Source organism: Morganella morganii (assembly GCF_019243775.1).
GTDB lineage: Bacteria > Pseudomonadota > Gammaproteobacteria > Enterobacterales > Enterobacteriaceae > Morganella > Morganella morganii.
On record NZ_CP069157.1, the window covers coordinates 3,141,897 to 3,159,765 of the forward strand.

Below are 17,869 nucleotides of genomic sequence, written 5' to 3' on the forward strand. Positions count from 1 at the left end.
TCTGCGGTGAAATAACACACCGCCGGCTTACGCAGCCTGACATTTGATCTGCTATTATTATTTGTCTCAGCAAAATCACGGATTTGATCGTTATGACCACAGAAGCACCCGTTTTTTTACTCGCCCCGCCTCAGCGTGATGAAGCGGATTATCTGACCCGCCTGTGCCTGCGTTCAAAACAACACTGGGGATATGATGAAAAATTTATGGCGACCTGCCGGGATGAACTGACCATTACCTCCGCTGATTTTGACCGTTCGCGGCTGATGACCGCACGAATCAACGGCAAAATTGCCGGTGTTGTGCAACTGACCATCAACCGCCAGGAAGAGAACGGAAAGCTATCCAAACTCTTTGTGCATCCGGATTATCTGCATCAGGGAATAGGCAGCGCACTGTACCAGTGGGCAGTTTCCTCCGCCCGGACACAGTGTATCAGCGCCCTTCTGGTGGATGCTGATCCCAACGCGGAAGCATTTTATATCCGCCAGGGGGCTATCCGCATCGGGGAAACGCCGTCGGAATCCCTGCCCGGCCGGGTTCTCCCGCTGTTACTGATTTCGCTGCACTGACACCGGCGCTGTTTTTTTATCCTCAGCCGCCGCATGTGCTGTCAGTGCCGGAAAATCCGCTTCGGTAAACGGCAGTGCGGTCACCGGCAGATTTCCGGGATTGTTTGTCCGCCATAATTCAAAGGACGCCAAATCCGCCAGCGGCCAGCCCCGGTAATGCTGAGGTAATGCCAGTCTCAATCCGGCGGCGGTTTCCCGCGCTGGCTGTGACGGCAGCCGGTCATCACTCACACTGTAATCCCGGCGCAGCACCAGAAACTTCTCCGGCACCCGCTGGCGCTTATCCCACCAGCGCCCGTCGATACTGTCAAACATCTGCCGGGTAACGGCTGCGGGCTGTGCATCCAGTTGTGCCAGCGCCAGCGGAAGAATACTCTCCATTCCGCGGTTAAAATCAGCGACTGATCCGCCGTGTCCCTGTAACAGCAAGGTGATGGCAAGGCGCGCCCCCAGCAGGTTGGAATAGAGATCTTCCGGGGTAAATGCCGAAATTTCTTCCGGAAAACCGGGAACTGAATGATAACCATACCACTGGGCAATTTCATGCCATGCCGCCAGGCGAAACGCGAGCCGCGCGGCCAGATACACACTCAGGGTATAGCGCTCTGCCGGATCCTGCGGCGGGATAAAATGGCGGAACTGAATACGGCGGGAAAACAGTTCATCCGACAGTATCAGCATCCGGGCATTACCAAGATGCGGATAGATTTGCGTGAACAGGTAATAAGTGTAATCGGCGGTATCCCGCACATGGGCGATATCAATAAATCCGCCGTGGCGGGAATAGATGATCCCGAGGTTTTCATTACTCAGGCCGATAACTTCCGCCACGCCAAACCAGAAGCTGTCATTGTAGACATGCTCCCCCAAATCACCGGCGGTCAGCACATTGCCGATGGTGTAAAACGGCACCGGAACCGGCCCCAGTTTTGCCTGCAAATCATAGCCGAATGCGCAGCAGGGGCGCAGCCCGTCAGGCGCCCCCACCTTATCTGCAACCGGAAATGCCTGAGCTGCCGTTTCCGTGGTCTGCGGAGAAAGATCGGCGCGTATAACCGGCACATCGGCCATCCGGCTCTGACAGCCGGATAACAGTACCATCATGATAATTGCGCTGATAAATACCCGCATCAGAAGGCTTCCCCGACCTGGAAATAAAAACCGCTGCTCTGTTTCCCGCCCCCAAAATCAAGCCGCACATTCATCCGGGGTTTGAATTCAAAACGATATCCCACACCGACGTTCGGCAGCCAGTGACCGCCGCCGAGATGACGTGCACTCTCACTCATCGTCCCGCCGCCGGCCCAGAGCACAATACCGTGCCGCCAGTCCAGCTTGCGCCGGTACTCCACCTGTGAGGCAAAGACATGATTATCCTGATAGCGGCCGTCATAATAGCCGCGCATCTGCCGCCCGTTACCGAGGCGGGAATACTGATCCCACGGCACATCTCCGGAGGCAAACCGCGCGTAGTTATCAAACGCCAGCACCGTTTTATCATCCAGCGGATAATAATAGTTGTACTGAATCTCGGTGGTATTAAACCGCGTATCACTGCCGAGTGACGGCGCATACCAGGTATAACGCAGATCCAGCGCCTGCCCCTGACGGGCATTCGGCAGGAAATCCCGGCTGTCATAACTGAAGGTGGCGCTGACCCCGGAACTGACCGCATGCCGGTCATAATCATGCTCATCCATATAGCGGCTGAACGGTTTATCCGGCGAGGCCGCATTCAGTGTGCTGAAATCCCAGCCTAACCCGATATAGGTATTATCCGCCACCCGGCGCAGCAGTGACGGCGTCAGCCGCAGTTGCTGTGACTTATATTCACCGAAATGATCTTTGACACGCCCGGCCTGATAGCCTTTCCCCCAGTAATCCGTCGGCACATTATTGATCGTGCCGCTGAGATAAAAACGCCAGTTATCATTATCCAGATAGGTGTAATTATTCAGGTTCAGCCCGAACGCCCCGGTTGAGGAGGCAAAACCACTGAGGGATAAGGTGGATATTTTACTGTCAGGATCACTATCCGCCTGATACATACCGACCAGCGCCACCCCGACGCCTAATTCCAGTTCAGGGGTATAAAACGGCCCGGGTAACACCCCCCAGTCGATGGTTTTGCTGCGGTCAAATTGGTTATTACTGCCCAGTCCGGACAGTGCATCATCAATTTGTTCCCGTGAGGGTAAATAACCGGCCTTTGCTGTGTGAACCGCCACCAGACCGGCAAATGCCAGCCCGGCGGAAAAATAACGAAATATCATTAAAAACGGAATTCTCCGGAAATAAAGAAACTGTTACGGTTATTAAAACCCACTTCTGAGATTATATTAAAATTGCGGGTCACTTCTAACCGGGCGCCGACCAGGTTGCTCCATTTATGAGCAAGATGCTGTTCAACATCGAATTTCATATCGCCGGGGATCATATTTTCCATGCCTCCCGGTAACGATAAGTTTAATCCGCTGATATCCCCTTTGAAACGCTGGGTAATATCCTGATACATAGCACCGGTCCAGACCTGTAATTTGGTATTTCCCTGACCGGCAATTAACGGTGAAAAAACAAATTCATAACCGACGCGGGGTGAAACAACCAATGCTTTAATATCACCGTCAAGGATATCAAGATTGGTTTTGGTATAGTTAACATCGACTGTACCGAAGAATTGCTCATAGGCACCGGCAAAAGTCACACCCGCACCATAAGTTTTCCCTTCGAAATCCAGTTTAAAGGGCTGACCTTCAATCTTAGAGTCAAGATTAATATTATGTATTTTTCCAAACATCTTAACATCCACCGAACCACCGGCCAGTGTTGTGTCAGATTTACCCTTTGTTTTTCCGTATAAACCATACACATTCATAAACGGAAATACCCATGAGTCTAACTTCAGCATATGGGTTTCTGTTTTTTCACGGGTATGACCGGCATCAATGTTAATACCTTCAACCGATGCTTTAAAAAGGCCTTCACCGACGACAATTTTTGTCGGCATAATAAAACCGATTTTATCCACAACAATATCCTGCCGCAGATTCATATAGTTATAACCGACACCAAACGGCTCGGGAAGATCATAACCACGGGCGCGGGCTTCATCGCCCCAGATAGGCAGAATACGGGATTTGGATTCAGAAGGACGGGTGGCATCAGGAGAGCCATCGTCATTTTGTGCAGAGCCGCCGGACTGGCTGACACTTAACGACAGAGTCGGGCCGTCAGCATAAGAAAAAGCGCTCAGGCTCAGTGAGCCGGTAATAATCAGAGTATGAAGTATCGGGCGTAACATAATATAAGCCGGTTTTGTTTAATTAAATGGTGATGAATTCTAACGGCTAATCCCCTCTGATTACGAGCTTTCTGTGCGATAATTAGTAATAATTGCTATGTACGTAACGTTATTGTCATTTACAGTAATAATAACTTAACATTATCATAATAAAATACACAGTAAATATGTAACCTGAAATATAAAACATTAATATCCATATAATCACATCGTATATTTTATATTAGATGCAATAATTTAAATAATAAGATCATTAACTTTCAATATTGCGGACATTATGCTATTTCCTTATAACTATAAACGCACCATCAACCCCACTAAATAATTAAAGGATACCAATATGCCTATTGCAGAGCCACGCAGAGATGACGTCATGACTGACTACGGTACACTTAATCGTCTTTATCCACAGACTGTTACATATAAAGTTGATAATAAAAATTATATTCTTATGGAAGATGAAAATGGTGAATTCCTCATCAAAGAAATCAGCCAGAAAGGGAAACTGGATAAAGATATTTCAAGTGGTCAATTCTCAAGATATTTCGACATCATTCAGGTAGCCTATGATGATAAAAATAAAAATACATATATTTGCGCTATCAGTTTAGGAGGAAAGAAAATGAAATTATTCCAGGCAAATAACCTGGGGATAGATAAAAAGTATTCCAAAGATTATGTCATCAACGGCCGGAAATCATTTAACTTCTTTTTCATTGACGGGTTACTCCATCTTTTTGAATGCGATGAAGACAACAAAGGCCGCTATAGTATTTATTCAATTTCTTTTTAATAAAAACCAATATTACTTTAGCATTAAAAACATCAAAATAAGTTGTAATTACGGGAGGCTTTAATTTATTATATCCGGATTATTCAGAAACAGTTATTATTCATGGATAGAATTTAACTGTTATAAGTCCTGAATCCTGGTTATAAGATAATATGTCTGATAATAAAATAGTAGATTCCTGCTGTCTCCCTGCAAAAGCCACGTTATTTTCATTACGTGGCTTTTCAGCATCAGCACCGTGATACCCGTCTGACTTCCCCGGTTTTGCGATCTTCCTCCACCCTTTTCAATAATTCACCGCGGTACAGGAAGGAATCCCCTCTTTCATCATAATCTGTGTTATTTTAAGCATATTAATGAAGACAATCCCGGGAACGGGCAGTTGATAAACCGTAACTCTTTCAGAGTGTTAACAGAATCCTTATGACTGACAACCAAAACTTTGACTCCCATACACCCATGATGCAGCAGTACTTCCGGCTCAAGGCACAACATCCGGATATTCTGATGTTTTACCGGATGGGTGACTTCTATGAGCTGTTCTTTGATGATGCCAAACGGGCAGCACAGTTACTGGATATTTCACTGACCAAACGCGGCCAGACCGCCGGTCAGCCGATCCCGATGGCCGGTGTGCCGCATCATGCGGTTGAGGGATACCTGGCAAAACTGGTTCAGCTCGGGGAATCCGTTGCCATCTGTGAGCAAATCGGCGATCCGGCCACCAGCAAAGGCCCGGTGGAGCGCAAAGTGATTCGTATCGTCACACCGGGAACGGTCAGTGATGAAGCGCTGTTACAGGAGCGTCAGGATAACCTGCTCGCCGCTGTCTGGCAGGATGCGCGCGGCTTTGGTTACGCCACTCTGGATATCACATCCGGCCGTTTCCGTATCCTCCAGTTAGACGATAAAGACGCGATGGCCGCGGAATTACAGCGCACCCGCCCGGCAGAGCTGCTCTACCCGGAAGATATGGCGGATTTCGCCATTATTCAGAATCAGAAAGGGCTGCGCCGCCGTCCGTTGTGGGAATTTGAGCTCGAAACTGCTCGTCAGCAGCTGACATTACAGTTCGGCACCCGGGATTTGCACGGCTTCGGCGTGGAAAATGCCCCGCTGGCCTTACAGGCCGCCGGATGTCTTCTGCAATATGTCAAAGATACCCAGCGCACCTCGCTGCCGCATATCCGCAGTGTGACCCTGGAAAATCTGCAGGAAAATGTGATTCTGGATGCGGCCACGCGCCGCAATCTGGAAATTACCCAGAACCTCAGCGGCGGCACCGAAAATACTCTGTCGTCCGTACTGGATCTGTGTGTAACCCCGATGGGCAGCCGGATGCTCAAGCGCTGGCTGCACTCCCCGCTGCGTGACAGAGCTGTGCTCGCCAACCGCCAGCAGGCCATTGCCGCGCTGATGGAAATCAGCCCGGATTTACAGCCGGTTCTGCGTCAGATTGGCGATCTGGAACGGGTACTGGCACGCCTGGCACTGCGCACCGCCCGTCCGCGTGACCTGGCGCGGATGCGCCATGCTTTTTCACAGTATCCGGATATTCAGGCACAGCTGAGTGCGGTATCTGATCCGTATATTCAGACACTGCAACAGCGTATTGGTCAGTTTGATGAATTACAGGCTCTGCTGGAGCGGGCCGTTGTTGAAGCGCCGCCGGTACTGGTGCGTGACGGCGGTGTGATTGCCCCGGGCTACAATGAAGAACTGGATGAGTGGCGAGCCCTGGCGGACGGCGCCAGTGATTATCTCGACAAACTGGAAATCCGCGAGCGGGAAAAACTCGGCATCGATACACTGAAAGTCGGGTTTAATGGTGTCCACGGTTACTATATTCAGGTCAGCCGCGGACAGAGCCATCTGGTGCCGATCCATTACGTCCGCCGCCAGACGCTGAAAAACGCCGAGCGCTACATCATCCCGGAACTAAAAGAGTATGAAGATAAGGTTCTGACCTCCAAGAGCAAAGCGCTGGCGATTGAAAAAGCCCTTTATGATGAGCTGTTTGATTTATTGCTCCCGCACCTGGAAGCCCTGCAGCTCAGCTCGGACACTCTTGCGGAGCTGGATGTGCTCACCAACCTGGCCGAGCGCGCGGAAACCCTCAATTACACCTGCCCGCAACTGACGGATAAAGTCGGTATTCAGATCACCGGCGGTCGCCATCCTGTTGTCGAGCATGTGCTGACAGAGCCGTTTATCGCCAACCCGCTGACAATGTCACCACAGCGCCGCCTGCTAATCATCACCGGCCCGAACATGGGCGGTAAAAGTACCTATATGCGCCAGACGGCGCTTATCGCGCTGCTCGCGTATATCGGCAGTTTTGTGCCGGCAGAAAAAGCAGTTATCGGCCCGGTGGATCGGATTTTCACCCGCGTCGGAGCATCGGATGATCTGGCTTCCGGCCGCTCCACCTTTATGGTGGAAATGACTGAAACCGCCAATATCCTGCATAACGCCACAGAGCAGAGCCTGGTACTGATGGATGAAATCGGGCGCGGCACATCCACCTATGATGGTTTATCTCTGGCCTGGGCCTGTGCGGAAAGCCTGGCAAACCGAATCAAAGCACTGACACTGTTCGCCACCCACTATTTCGAGCTGACCACGCTGCCGGAAAAACTGGAAGGCGTGGCCAATATCCATCTGGATGCAGTTGAACACGGCGACACCATTGCCTTTATGCACAGTGTGCAGGATGGTGCGGCCAGCAAAAGTTACGGCCTTGCGGTCGCCCTGCTCGCCGGCGTGCCACGTGATGTGATTAAACGCGCGAAGCAGAAGTTGCGCGAGCTGGAATCGCTGTCACTGAATGCAACGGCAAGCCATGTGGAAACACCGCAAATGAATCTGCTGGATACCCCGGAGGAAGCGGCTCCGGCACTGGATGCGCTGGCGGGGATTAACCCGGATTCACTGACACCGCGTCAGGCACTGGACTGGCTCTACCGCCTGAAAGAGATGCTCTGACAGCCGGACAAAAGAAAAAGGGGGAATAATTCCCCCTTTTGCATGAATAATATTTATAACTGCTCAGAGAACACTGTTTTACGGATCACTCAGTTAAACAGCGAATTCTCACACAATCCGTGGTTGTGCAGGATATCTTTCAGGCGGCGTAAACCTTCCACCTGAATCTGCCGCACACGTTCGCGGGTTAAACCAATTTCACGTCCGACATCTTCCAGTGTTTCCGCCTCATAGCCGAGCAAACCAAAACGACGCGCCAGCACCTCCCGCTGCTTCGGATTCAGCTCATACAGCCATTTCACAATGCTCTGCTGCATGTTGTTATCCTGCAACCGGTTTTCCGGTGTGACATCATTTTCGTCAGACAGAATATCCAGCAGTGCTTTATCTGAATCCGCACCCACCGGGACATCCACTGAAGTGATGCGCTCATTCAGACGCAGCATACGGCTGACATCATCCACCGGTTTATCCAGCTGTTCGGCAATTTCTTCCGCTGTCGGCTCATGATCCAGCTTTTGTGCCAGCTCACGGGCGGTGCGCAGATAGACATTCAGTTCTTTGACAATATGGATAGGGAGACGGATGGTGCGGGTCTGGTTCATGATAGCCCGTTCAATAGTCTGACGGATCCACCATGTTGCATAGGTAGAAAAACGGAAGCCTTTCTCCGGATCAAATTTCTCCACCGCGCGGATCAGCCCGAGGTTGCCCTCTTCGATCAGATCAAGCAGCGCCAGCCCGCGATTACTGTAGCGGCGGGAGATTTTAACCACCAGACGGAGGTTACTTTCAATCATACGCTGGCGCGCTGCGGTATCACCCCGCAGGGCGCGCCGTGCAAAAAAGACTTCTTCTTCTGCGCTGAGCAGCGGTGAAAAGCCTATCTCACCAAGATAAAGCTGAGTAGCATCCAGGACACGCTGGCTGACACTCTGCACGAACTCAATGTCCGGGCCGGGATCGTCAGATTCGCTCTCCTCTGCCAGCTGTTTCTCATCAAACAGCTCTTCATCTTCATCCTGCCCGGCGGCAAAATCTTCGTCGTATAACTCGTTAGCGTTCAGTGGATTACGGCTCATCAGCTTGCTCCTACCCCGATAATTCAGGCAGAACAAGCTGTTCTGCCGTTTATCGCTGCGGTAAGTACTGCAGCGGGTTGACTGATTTTCCCTTGTAACGAATTTCAAAGTGTAATCTTACAGATGTGGTTCCGCTGCTGCCCATCGTGGCAATTTTCTGACCAGCTGCGACGTCCTGCTGATCTTTAACCAGGATGGAATCGTTATGCGCGTAGGCTGTCAGGAAATCATCATTGTGCTTGATGATGACCAGATTACCGTAGCCGCGTAACGCATTACCGGTATACACCACTTTACCCGGCGCTGAAGCAAAAACAGGCTGTCCACGTGTACCACCGATATCAATACCCCGGTTACCGCTGGTAGGTCCTGTGTAGTTGGAAATGACTTTGCCTTCCGCTGGCCAGCCCCATTTAAAGGAACCACTATTTACGGCGACAGGCGCGCTGGTTGTTGTTGCCGGTGCGGTAACGGCTGCGGTTGTTGCCGCTGTAGTGGCGGCAGTGCCGTTATTCGCTTTTGCCTGTGCGGTGACCTGAGATGAGAGCATCTTACCGCCGGCCGGTTTAGCGCCTGCAGATTCAGAATACGCATTAGTTGGTTGAGAATCAACCACCCCGTTTTGCGGAGTATTCCTATTTGTTGCGACCTGAGTGCCGCTGCTGACCGGTGCAACATTGTTGCCGCCGCCGTTGCTTAACCGAATCACCTGCCCTTCGTTCAGGCTGTACGGCTCAGGAATATTGTTCTGTGATGCCAGTTCGCGGAAGTCAGATCCGGAGATATAAGCGATGTAAAATAATGTATCACCGCGCTGAACCGTATAGGTATTTCCGCTGTAACTGCCTTTCGGGATCGCATCATAATTACGGTTGTACTGAATCCGGCCATCGCTGCTGGTCTGCACATTGGCAGAGCGCGGCTGCTGCACACTCCGGCTGACCGGCTGTGTGTTATTGGCGGAACTGAGCTGAGGACGTACCGGCATCGGTGTGGACACAGATGTACTGTTGTTATCATTGCCTGCTGTCATTACCGGTGCACTGCTGCTTTCGTCCACACTGCTGATTGGTGCGGCATGATACGGCGTTGAGCATCCGGCCAGAACCGTGCTCATCAGTGACCCAATTGCAACCCATCGTATTGTTTTCATAGGGTTTCTTGAGTTCATATTCCTTCTCCCGAAACTGGAAATAGTGCGAAAACTGACAATCAGAAAGTCACCACGCGGCCGCAGGCCACATGGCAGGATTGTATTATTAAAACAGATACTAAGCGAAATGAAAAAGTCTTGTTACCAAAATAGCCATTTTTATCCCAGATCGCCGTGAATCAGGGGAACAAACCGGACTGTTCCGATCGATTGGGTATGAAAATCATTGCCCCGGCGGCGGATCAGTTTGAGCATCTGCTGCTGTTCCCCTACCGGTATCACCATCCGGCCGTTATCCGCCAGCTGACTGAGCAGCGCCGGCGGGATATCACTGGCGGCGGCGGTGACAATAATGCCGTCAAACGGACCGCGGGACGGCCAGCCTTCCCAGCCGTCACCGTGACGAGTGGAAATATTATGCAGATCAAGCTGTTTAAAGCGGCGTTTGGCATGCCACTGCAGTCCCTTAACCCGCTCAACAGAGTAAACATGCGCCGCAAGGTGTGCGAGGATCGCCGTCTGATAGCCGGAGCCGGTGCCGATTTCCAGCACATGCGCCTGCGGAGCCGGATCCAGCAGTTCTGTCATCTTAGCCACCATAAACGGCTGGGAGATAGTCTGCCCGTAGCCAATCGGCAGCGCAGTATTGTCGTAAGCTTTGTGTGTCAGCGCCTCATCGACAAAATTCTCCCGCGGGACAGCCGCCATCGCCTGTAACAGACGTTCATCGCGGATCCCGGCCTGACGTAACTGTGTAATCAGATCCTGTACCACCCGGCGGATCATTCCTGTATCACCCCTGCTTTTTGTAACCAGTCTTCTAATTTTTCCTGCACGCTGTAGGCGGTCAGATCAACATGCAGCGGCGTGACAGAGACATAACCTGCATCCACCGCCGCGAAATCGGTATCCGGCCCGGTGTCCAGTTTTTCCCCCGGAGGGCCGAGCCAGTACAGCGGATTTCCTTTCGGATCCATCTGTGTGTAGACCACATCCGGTGCCCGGCGCGTTCCGCAGCGGGTCACTTTCATTCCTTTGATCTCACTGAGCGGAACATCCGGCACATTCACGTTCAGAATATTACCGGCCCGTAACGGCACCTGCTGCAGCATGGTCAGCAGACGGCAGGTGATTTCCGCCGCTGTATTATAATGGGTTTCGCCGTTCAGGGAGACCGCAATCGCCGGTAATCCCAGGTGACGTCCTTCCATTGCCGCCGCAACCGTACCGGAGTAGATCACATCATCCCCGAGGTTCGGGCCGCAGTTAATCCCGGAAACCACAATTTCCGGGCGCGGGCGCATCAGCAGATTAGCACCGATATAGACACAATCCGTCGGCGTGCCTTCCACCAGCGCAATATCGCCGTTCTCATGCACTACCGTGCGCAGCGGGCGGTCGAGTGTCAGCGCGTTGGATGCCCCGCTGCGGTTGCGATCAGGTGCAACCACCTGCACATGGTAAGTGCGCCGCAGCGCCTCAGACAATGTCCGGATCCCCGGCGCACTGACGCCGTCATCATTACTCACCAGAATTCGCAGCACAACGGTATCCTTTTTTATCAGTAACAGCTCGTTTATCACGACAGAAAACTATTTTATCAAGTTAGCCGCGATAAAAAAGGGTTATAACAGATTTAGTCTGATTGCTTTTTTCATATTCAGCTGCATGATACTTGTATTATTTATGACTGAAAGGATTTCTGCATGGCTATCTGTAAACGAATCACAGCTACCCTGTTCACCGCACTGACTGCCGGACTGCTTCTGGTATCAGAGGCATTCGCGCTGTCACCTCAGGAAGAGACCAGAGTGGAAAACCTGCTGACCGCTGTCGGGAAGCAGGAACAGCTGATTTTTATCCGCAACGGCAGTGAGCATAATGCCGCCGACGCGGAATCACATCTGCGCCTGAAATTAAGCAAAACGAAAAAACGTCTGAGCACCGCAGAACAGTTTGTGGATAAAGTGGCATCCGGCTCCTCCATCAGCGGTAAGCCGTATCAGGTAAAACTGCCGGGCAAAGATCCGGTGGATGCCAAAGTGTATCTGACTGAATTGCTGGCGGAAACAGACAAAGCCGCCGCAGCAAAACCTGAATAAAAAACAGAACGAAAAAAGGGGCGGAATAATTTCCGCCCCTTTTTTATGTTAATCAGTCTGTTGATTATTCACTGAATTCCGCCGCCTGATCCGCTTCCAGCTCAATAATTTCGCGGATAACACTGGTGGCAAAACTGCCGGCCGGCAGGAAGAAGGATAAACGGACGGTTTCATCATCCATCCATTCAGATGTGAAATGCTCCGGATACAACATCAGCGCTCGGCGGGCATTATCCGCCCCCTCTTTTTCCGCCAGTTGCCACAGTGATTGCCACGGTGCCAGCTGTCCTGTTTCAAAGGCCAGTGCCGCATCCTGAGACCCCAGATCACCCTTGCCCGGTAACGGCGCTGTAATGCGCAGTTCACGGTTATCCAGACGCTGCTGTACATCCGCCAGTTCATCCGCCTGAACCGCAAACCAGCTGCCGCGCCCGGCGAGCTGTACCGCATCACCCTGCAATGCGGTTGCCTGAAGCTGCTGTGTCAGACGGGCGTCCGCCACCGCGTTAAACATCGCACTGCGGGCAGCGGAGAGATAAAAACCGCGTTTGCTGCGATCTTTCACACTGATTTCGCCGTCAGCCCAGCGCTGTGCGAAATGCAGATTCTGGCCGTTGCGCCCGAAACGCTGCTCACCGAAATAATTCGGCACCCCGGACTGCGCAATCTGCTGCAGACGCTGTTCTGTCGCGGCGCGATCGCTGATCCGGCGCAGCACAATAGTAAACTGATTACCTTTCAGCGCACCGATCCGTAATTTGCGTTTCTGGCGGTTAACCGCCAGGACTTCGCAGCCTTCAAGCTGCATCTGCGCGAAATCCGGTGTTTCTTTTCCCGGCATCTGCAGGCAGAACCACTGCTCGGTGACCGCATGGCGATCTTTCAGCCCGGCGTAGCTGACAGCACGGGCGGCGATTTTCGCAAATTTGGCCAGTTCTTCCGCCACAAACCGCGTGTTACAGCCGGTTTTGCGGATACGGACCATCACATGTTCGCCGTCACCGTCAGGTTCAAACCCCAAATCTTCCTGCACCAAAAAATCTTCCGGCTGTGCTTTCAGTACCCCGGTGGCCGCTGGTTTACCGTGGAAATAACTGACCGGGAGACTCATGCTTCAGCCTTCACAAGCAGCGCTACCGCCTCACAGGCGATCCCTTCTTTGCGGCCAGTGAAACCGAGTTTTTCGGTGGTGGTGGCTTTCACATTGATATCATCCATATGACACTGCAAATCTTCCGCCAGATTCACCCGCATCTGCGGGATATGCGGCAGCATTTTCGGTGCCTGGGCGATAATAGTGACATCCAGATTACCCAGTCTGTAGCCTTTTTCCTGAATACGACGGAATGCCTCACGCAGCAGCACACGGCTGTCCGCGCCTTTATAGGCCGGATCCGTATCGGGGAATAATTTGCCGATATCCCCCAGCGCCGCCGCACCCAGCAATGCGTCGGTGGCCGCATGCAGAGCGACATCACCGTCGGAATGCGCCAGTAATCCCTGTTCGTAAGGAATGCGGACGCCCGCAATCACAATCGGGCCTTCGCCGCCGAAGGCATGAACATCAAAACCGTGTCCGATTCTCATCATGTTGTCTGTTCCTTATTGTTATTGGACAGGTAGAACCCAGCAAGTGCGAGATCTTCCGGCTGTGTGACTTTAATATTGTCCGCGCGGCCGGGCACCAGCAACGGCTGATAGCCGCAAAACTCCAGCGCGGAGGCTTCATCAGTGATCACTGCCTGCTGAGACAGCGCCTGCTGCAGACAGGTGCGCAGCAGATGAAGCGGGAAAAATTGCGGGGTCAGGGCGTGCCACAACTGTGTGCGCTCAACAGTGTGATCAATACCGGTATATCCGGCAGATGCCACACCCCGCTTCATGGTATCACGTACCGGTGAGGCCAGAATCGCCCCCTGCACGCGGTTACCGGTTTGTGTGTCTGACATCACGGCCAGCAGCCGGTTCAGATCTGTCAGTTGCAGACAGGGACGCGCTGCGTCATGTACCAGCACCCAGCTGTTTTCCGGAGTATGCTCAGCGAGATAATCGAGACCGGCCAGGACAGAATCCGCGCGCTCACCACCGCCGGTGACAGTTCGGATCCGGGGATGCCGCGCGACCGGTAATGTACTGAAAACCGTATCCTGCGGATGCAGCGCCACGACCACCTGTGTGATGCGCGGGTGTTCCAGCAGAATAGCGAGGGTATGTTCCAGAATGGTTTTTCCGGCAATAATCAGGTATTGCTTGGGGCATTCGCACTGCATGCGGGTACCGGTACCGGCGGCCGGGATCAGCGCCGTGACCGGAGCATCATCAGAAATACCGGACAGATCCGGTGCCGGTTGTGCGCCGGTCATTGCGGAAGAAAGTATTGTCATAAGGATTAGTTACTGCGACTTTGTGGCTGCGCATTCTGCTGTGTCCGTTTTTCGGACAGGACCCGGTAAAAGCTTTCGCCGGGCTTGATCATGCCTAATTCACTGCGCCCGCGCTCTTCGATGGCCTCAAGCCCGTCGTTCAGATCGCCGATCTCAGCAAACAGCTGTTCGTTACGGGCTTTGAGCTTCGCATTTACCTGTTCTGATGCAGCAACATCTTCACTGACCTGTACATAGTCGTGAATACCGTTTTTCCCTAACCACAATGAATATTGCAGCCAGCCCAGAATAACTAAAAGTAATAGCGTCAGTTTGCCCATCACCGCCCCCGAAAAGATCGGCTAATCTTCCCATAAGATCGGCGCAGATGCTACTGTTCCGTCCGTTATTCGGACAGAAGATCAGTAAACATCCCGCTGATAACGTTTTGCTGTCCGTAATCCGTTCAGAAAAACCTGTGCCTCTTCTGCGGACATCGCCCCTTCACTGCGGATAATATCCAGTAATGCGGCATCCGTGTCTTTTGCCATCCGGAAAGCATCCCCGCACACATATACGTACGCGCCCTGCTCCAGCCAGCGCCAGACGGTTTCCCGCATTTCAGACAGCTTATCCTGCACATAAATCTTCTGCGGCTGATCCCGCGACCAGGCGGTTGTCAGCTCCGTCAGTACGCCCTGACGCACAAAATCTGTCAGCTCTGTCTCATACAGAAAATCGCTTTTTTCATGCGGATTGCCGGTAATCAGCCAGTTTTTTCCGCCGGATTGCTGAGCCGCACGCTGCTGAAGAAACGCACGGAACGGCGCAATGCCGGTACCCGGCCCTATCATAATCACCGGTTTTTCCGGATCATCCGGCAGGCGGAAGTGATCATTGTGTTCCACAAAACAGGCAACCGTATCCCCGGGCTGTAACTGATGCGTCAGGTAACGGGTTGCCGCACCGTAGCGGGTGCGCCCGTCAGTCCGGAACTCCACCACCCCGGCGGTCAGATGCACTTCATCCGGTGAGACCAGCGGCGACGAGGAAATGGAGTATAAACGCGGCATCAGCGGCGGCAGGCAATCCACCCAGGCCTGTGCGGAGGTCTGCACGGCAAACTCACGAACCATATCCGCCACCGGTCTGCGCTGTGCGTACGATATCAGTTGCTGCGGATCCGCAATCATATCCAGCAGTTCCGGCGCGTTACTGAGGCGGGCGTAAGCCGCCACAACCGGTGCGCTGTTGATGGTCAGCTCACACTGCGTCATCAGGGCGTCACGCAGAGAATACGATTTTCCTTTCAGCGTGACACGCTCAGTACCGTCAAACCAGAGCAGTCCCAGCAGCTCACTGACCAGCTCCGGGCTGTTTTCCGGATACACACCCAGCGCATCACCGGTCTGATAATGTAACCCGGTGCCGCGGATATCCAGCACAATCTGACAGACATGCCTTTCCGATTCCGGTGCGGTCAGGCGTACCGCGCGGCGCAGAACCGCAGACTGTGGTTTATCACGCTGATGCGGCTGTGAATCAATCTGCACCACCGTATTGTGAGTGAGACGGCTGAGCCGCTCTTCATCTGCCGGCGGTGTCAGGGTCAGCAACTCAGGGAGCAACTGAGAGATCCAGTTATCTGCAGTGGCCTGATAATCACTGTCTGCTTCCGCACGCGCCAGGATCCGCTGCGCCCCGAGGGCATGCAGGCGGTTATCAAAATTCTTTCCGGCCTGACAAAACTGCGGATATGCCCGGTTACCCAGTGCCAGCACCGCGTAGCGGATTTCTGTCAGTGAAGGTGCCTGAACAGAATGAAGGAAATGAAACAGCGGCAGGGCTTCTTCCGGCGCATCACCATCTCCGGTGGTGGCACAGATAAGCACCACCAGCGGTGATTCCGGAAATTCAGTCAGTGAGAGGTCACCGGCATTCACCAGACGCACCGCCCGCTGCGCACTGAACAACTGATCCCGAAGGGATTCCGCCACACACCGGGCGTTACCGGTCTGAGATGCGGCGATCAGCAAAATATCCGCCGGTTCCCGTTCCGCCGCAGACGGCGCTGCCGCTGCCCGTTCACGGCACCAGGCCGATAACCAATTCAGCTGTTGCGGAGTCAGTCTGTCAAGTAAGGGTTGCAGGTGCTGCCAGTCAGGCGCGGAGAGCGGAGAGGTTGTGATCGGCGATGTCATAGTAAACCCGGTAAATGAGTGTATTCGTTATTATTCTGACGTTCCAACATAGAGAAAAGTACCGGTTTTGTCGATGAAAAATAGCCGGGCATTTCTGTTATTTATTCGCCACTTTGCTGTTTTTTGGTAACATTTTCACTGAATATTGCGTAAAATGACGCTTTTATTATGCCATACCGTCATTATCCGGAGAGAGTTATGAGCACCACGATTTTTAAAGAGTTCCAGTTCGAAGCCGCCCACCGCCTGCCGCATGTCCCGGAAGGCCATAAATGCGGGCGTCTGCACGGGCATTCCTTTCTTGTCCGTCTGGAGCTGAGTGGTGAGGTGGATGTACATACCGGCTGGCTGATCGATTTTGCTGAGGTCAAACAGGCATTTAAACCGATTTATGACCGTCTGGATCATCACTACCTCAATGAGATCCCGGGGCTGGAAAACCCGACCAGTGAAGTGCTGGCGGAGTGGATCTGGCAGCAGACCAAACCGCTGCTGCCGATGCTGAGTGCCGTGCTGGTCAAAGAGACCTGTACCGCCGGCTGTATTTACCGCGGTGAATAATCAGGCAATATTAAGATATTTATGAGTCTGCATCGAGAAACGCCAGTTACGCGCGATGCAGGTCTCAATACAGAGAGCAGTGGCAGCCGGTTTCTGACTGATCGGCTGCAACGCCACCACCGGCTGTTTATCCCCCGGCAGTTTCGCCAGCAGTAAATCCAGTTCATCAATATCCCGCTGCCGCCCGACCGGGTGTTTCACCTCATCAGCCCGCAGCAGTGAAGGTGTCAGCACATCATAGCCGCCGCGCATATTCACTTTCGGGGAAACGGTCACCCAGGTCTTCTCACTGCACTGCACCGGTTGTGTGCCGCTGGTTTCAATCTGGCACTGATAACCCCGTCCTTCCAGCACCGCCGTCAGCGGCCGTAAATCGTATAAGCACGGTTCACCGCCGGTGATCACAACATGGCGGGCTGTATAACCTTTCGCCTCAAACTGCATAATAATGCTGTCTGCATCCAGAGAGGCCCAGCGGTCGTCCTCCTCTGTTTTACTCATCATGTCTTCTGCTGAACAGGCTTTTTCCGGTAACTGTTCCCAGGTATGTTTGGTATCACACCAGCTGCACCCGACCGGACAGCGCTGCAAACGGACAAAAATCGCCGGAACGCCGGTAAAAACCCCTTCGCCCTGCAATGTCTGAAAGATTTCGTTAATAGGGTATTGCATCACTCATCTGTTCCTTACGTTTAAGGCCGTATTATTGCAGATAATTATCCCGTCAGCATGACTCTTTATGTTAAAGTACCAGGT

Annotated in this window: 18 protein-coding genes; 5 read left to right on the forward strand and 13 right to left on the reverse strand. The window is 52.7% G+C overall.

Going from position 1 to position 17,869, the window contains the following annotated elements; translation table 11 throughout:
- Positions 1-92: 92 nt before the first annotated feature.
- Positions 93-572 carry a GNAT family N-acetyltransferase gene (locus tag JL661_RS15070; RefSeq protein WP_004239054.1) on the forward strand — a complete coding sequence of 160 codons (480 nt, stop codon included), beginning with the start codon at positions 93-95 and terminating at the stop codon, positions 570-572.
- Here the strand turns inward: JL661_RS15070 and JL661_RS15075 are convergent.
- The 3 genes from JL661_RS15075 to JL661_RS15085 are packed head-to-tail and all read right to left on the reverse strand — an operon-like array spanning position 552 to position 3,873.
- Positions 552-1,703: a DUF4056 domain-containing protein gene (locus JL661_RS15075; RefSeq protein WP_004236189.1), complete on the reverse strand. Its 1,152-nt coding sequence runs from the start codon at positions 1,701-1,703 to the stop codon at positions 552-554. The genes JL661_RS15070 and JL661_RS15075 overlap by 21 nt on opposite strands.
- Entirely contained in the window at positions 1,703-2,845 is a 1,143-nt protein-coding gene (locus JL661_RS15080) for a BamA/TamA family outer membrane protein (RefSeq protein ID WP_062773392.1), read from the reverse strand. The genes JL661_RS15075 and JL661_RS15080 overlap by 1 nt, the downstream gene beginning before the upstream one ends.
- Complete coding sequence (locus tag JL661_RS15085) at positions 2,845-3,873, reverse strand: hypothetical protein (RefSeq protein WP_004236191.1); 1,029 nt, start codon at positions 3,871-3,873, stop codon at positions 2,845-2,847. The genes JL661_RS15080 and JL661_RS15085 overlap by 1 nt, the downstream gene beginning before the upstream one ends.
- Positions 3,874-4,213: 340 nt before the next feature.
- Between JL661_RS15085 and JL661_RS15090 the strand changes: the two genes are divergently transcribed.
- Both JL661_RS15090 and mutS read left to right on the forward strand, forming a co-directional pair.
- On the forward strand, positions 4,214-4,666 hold the full coding sequence (locus JL661_RS15090) for a hypothetical protein (RefSeq protein WP_015422468.1): 453 nt from the start codon (positions 4,214-4,216) through the stop codon (positions 4,664-4,666).
- A 423-nt stretch (positions 4,667-5,089) separates the two neighbouring features.
- Positions 5,090-7,651, forward strand: coding sequence for a DNA mismatch repair protein MutS (gene mutS, locus JL661_RS15095; RefSeq protein ID WP_036419350.1), 2,562 nt, complete (start codon positions 5,090-5,092; stop codon positions 7,649-7,651).
- 89 nt (positions 7,652-7,740) lie between these two features.
- On the opposite strand, the gene rpoS is transcribed toward mutS, so the two are convergent.
- The 4 genes from rpoS to surE all read right to left on the reverse strand — a co-directional run bounded on the left by rpoS (position 7,741) and on the right by surE (position 11,430).
- Positions 7,741-8,733 carry an RNA polymerase sigma factor RpoS gene (rpoS, locus tag JL661_RS15100; RefSeq protein WP_024472852.1) on the reverse strand — a complete coding sequence of 331 codons (993 nt, stop codon included), beginning with the start codon at positions 8,731-8,733 and terminating at the stop codon, positions 7,741-7,743.
- Between the two features lie 49 nt (positions 8,734-8,782).
- Entirely contained in the window at positions 8,783-9,904 is a 1,122-nt protein-coding gene (gene nlpD, locus JL661_RS15105; RefSeq protein WP_015422466.1) for a murein hydrolase activator NlpD, read from the reverse strand.
- Between the two features lie 141 nt (positions 9,905-10,045).
- Complete coding sequence (locus JL661_RS15110; RefSeq protein WP_004236198.1) at positions 10,046-10,672, reverse strand: protein-L-isoaspartate(D-aspartate) O-methyltransferase; 627 nt, start codon at positions 10,670-10,672, stop codon at positions 10,046-10,048.
- On the reverse strand, positions 10,669-11,430 hold the full coding sequence (gene surE / locus JL661_RS15115; protein ID WP_032098916.1) for a 5'/3'-nucleotidase SurE: 762 nt from the start codon (positions 11,428-11,430) through the stop codon (positions 10,669-10,671). Before surE ends, JL661_RS15110 begins: the two co-directional genes overlap by 4 nt.
- A 162-nt stretch (positions 11,431-11,592) precedes the next feature.
- Here surE and JL661_RS15120 point away from each other — a divergent pair, with 162 nt between their 5' ends.
- Positions 11,593-11,988: a DUF5329 family protein gene (locus JL661_RS15120; protein ID WP_004239063.1), complete on the forward strand. Its 396-nt coding sequence runs from the start codon at positions 11,593-11,595 to the stop codon at positions 11,986-11,988.
- 64 nt (positions 11,989-12,052) lie between these two features.
- On the opposite strand, the gene truD is transcribed toward JL661_RS15120, so the two are convergent.
- The 5 genes from truD to JL661_RS15145 form a co-directional block, all read right to left on the reverse strand.
- Positions 12,053-13,099, reverse strand: a complete 1,047-nt coding sequence (gene truD, locus JL661_RS15125) for a tRNA pseudouridine(13) synthase TruD (RefSeq protein WP_004236201.1) — start codon at positions 13,097-13,099, stop codon at positions 12,053-12,055.
- The gene (gene ispF, locus JL661_RS15130; protein ID WP_024472856.1) at positions 13,096-13,575 is read right to left on the reverse strand and encodes a 2-C-methyl-D-erythritol 2,4-cyclodiphosphate synthase; all 480 of its coding nucleotides are present in this window, start codon (positions 13,573-13,575) and stop codon (positions 13,096-13,098) included. Before ispF ends, truD begins: the two co-directional genes overlap by 4 nt.
- Positions 13,575-14,351 (reverse strand): 2-C-methyl-D-erythritol 4-phosphate cytidylyltransferase, encoded by a 777-nt coding sequence (ispD, locus tag JL661_RS15135; RefSeq protein WP_004236203.1) that lies wholly within the window; start codon positions 14,349-14,351, stop codon positions 13,575-13,577. The genes ispF and ispD overlap by 1 nt, the downstream gene beginning before the upstream one ends.
- Before the next feature lie 26 nt (positions 14,352-14,377).
- Positions 14,378-14,692 (reverse strand): cell division protein FtsB, encoded by a 315-nt coding sequence (gene ftsB / locus JL661_RS15140; protein WP_004236204.1) that lies wholly within the window; start codon positions 14,690-14,692, stop codon positions 14,378-14,380.
- 81 nt (positions 14,693-14,773) lie between these two features.
- Positions 14,774-16,552 (reverse strand): diflavin oxidoreductase, encoded by a 1,779-nt coding sequence (locus JL661_RS15145; RefSeq protein WP_062773389.1) that lies wholly within the window; start codon positions 16,550-16,552, stop codon positions 14,774-14,776.
- A gap of 198 nt (positions 16,553-16,750) precedes the next feature.
- Here JL661_RS15145 and queD point away from each other — a divergent pair, with 198 nt between their 5' ends.
- Positions 16,751-17,113: a 6-carboxytetrahydropterin synthase QueD gene (gene queD / locus JL661_RS15150; protein WP_032098913.1), complete on the forward strand. Its 363-nt coding sequence runs from the start codon at positions 16,751-16,753 to the stop codon at positions 17,111-17,113.
- Here the strand turns inward: queD and queE are convergent, their stop codons facing one another.
- Positions 17,114-17,785, reverse strand: a complete 672-nt coding sequence (queE, locus tag JL661_RS15155; RefSeq protein ID WP_062773386.1) for a 7-carboxy-7-deazaguanine synthase QueE — start codon at positions 17,783-17,785, stop codon at positions 17,114-17,116.
- Positions 17,786-17,869 lie beyond the last annotated feature (84 nt).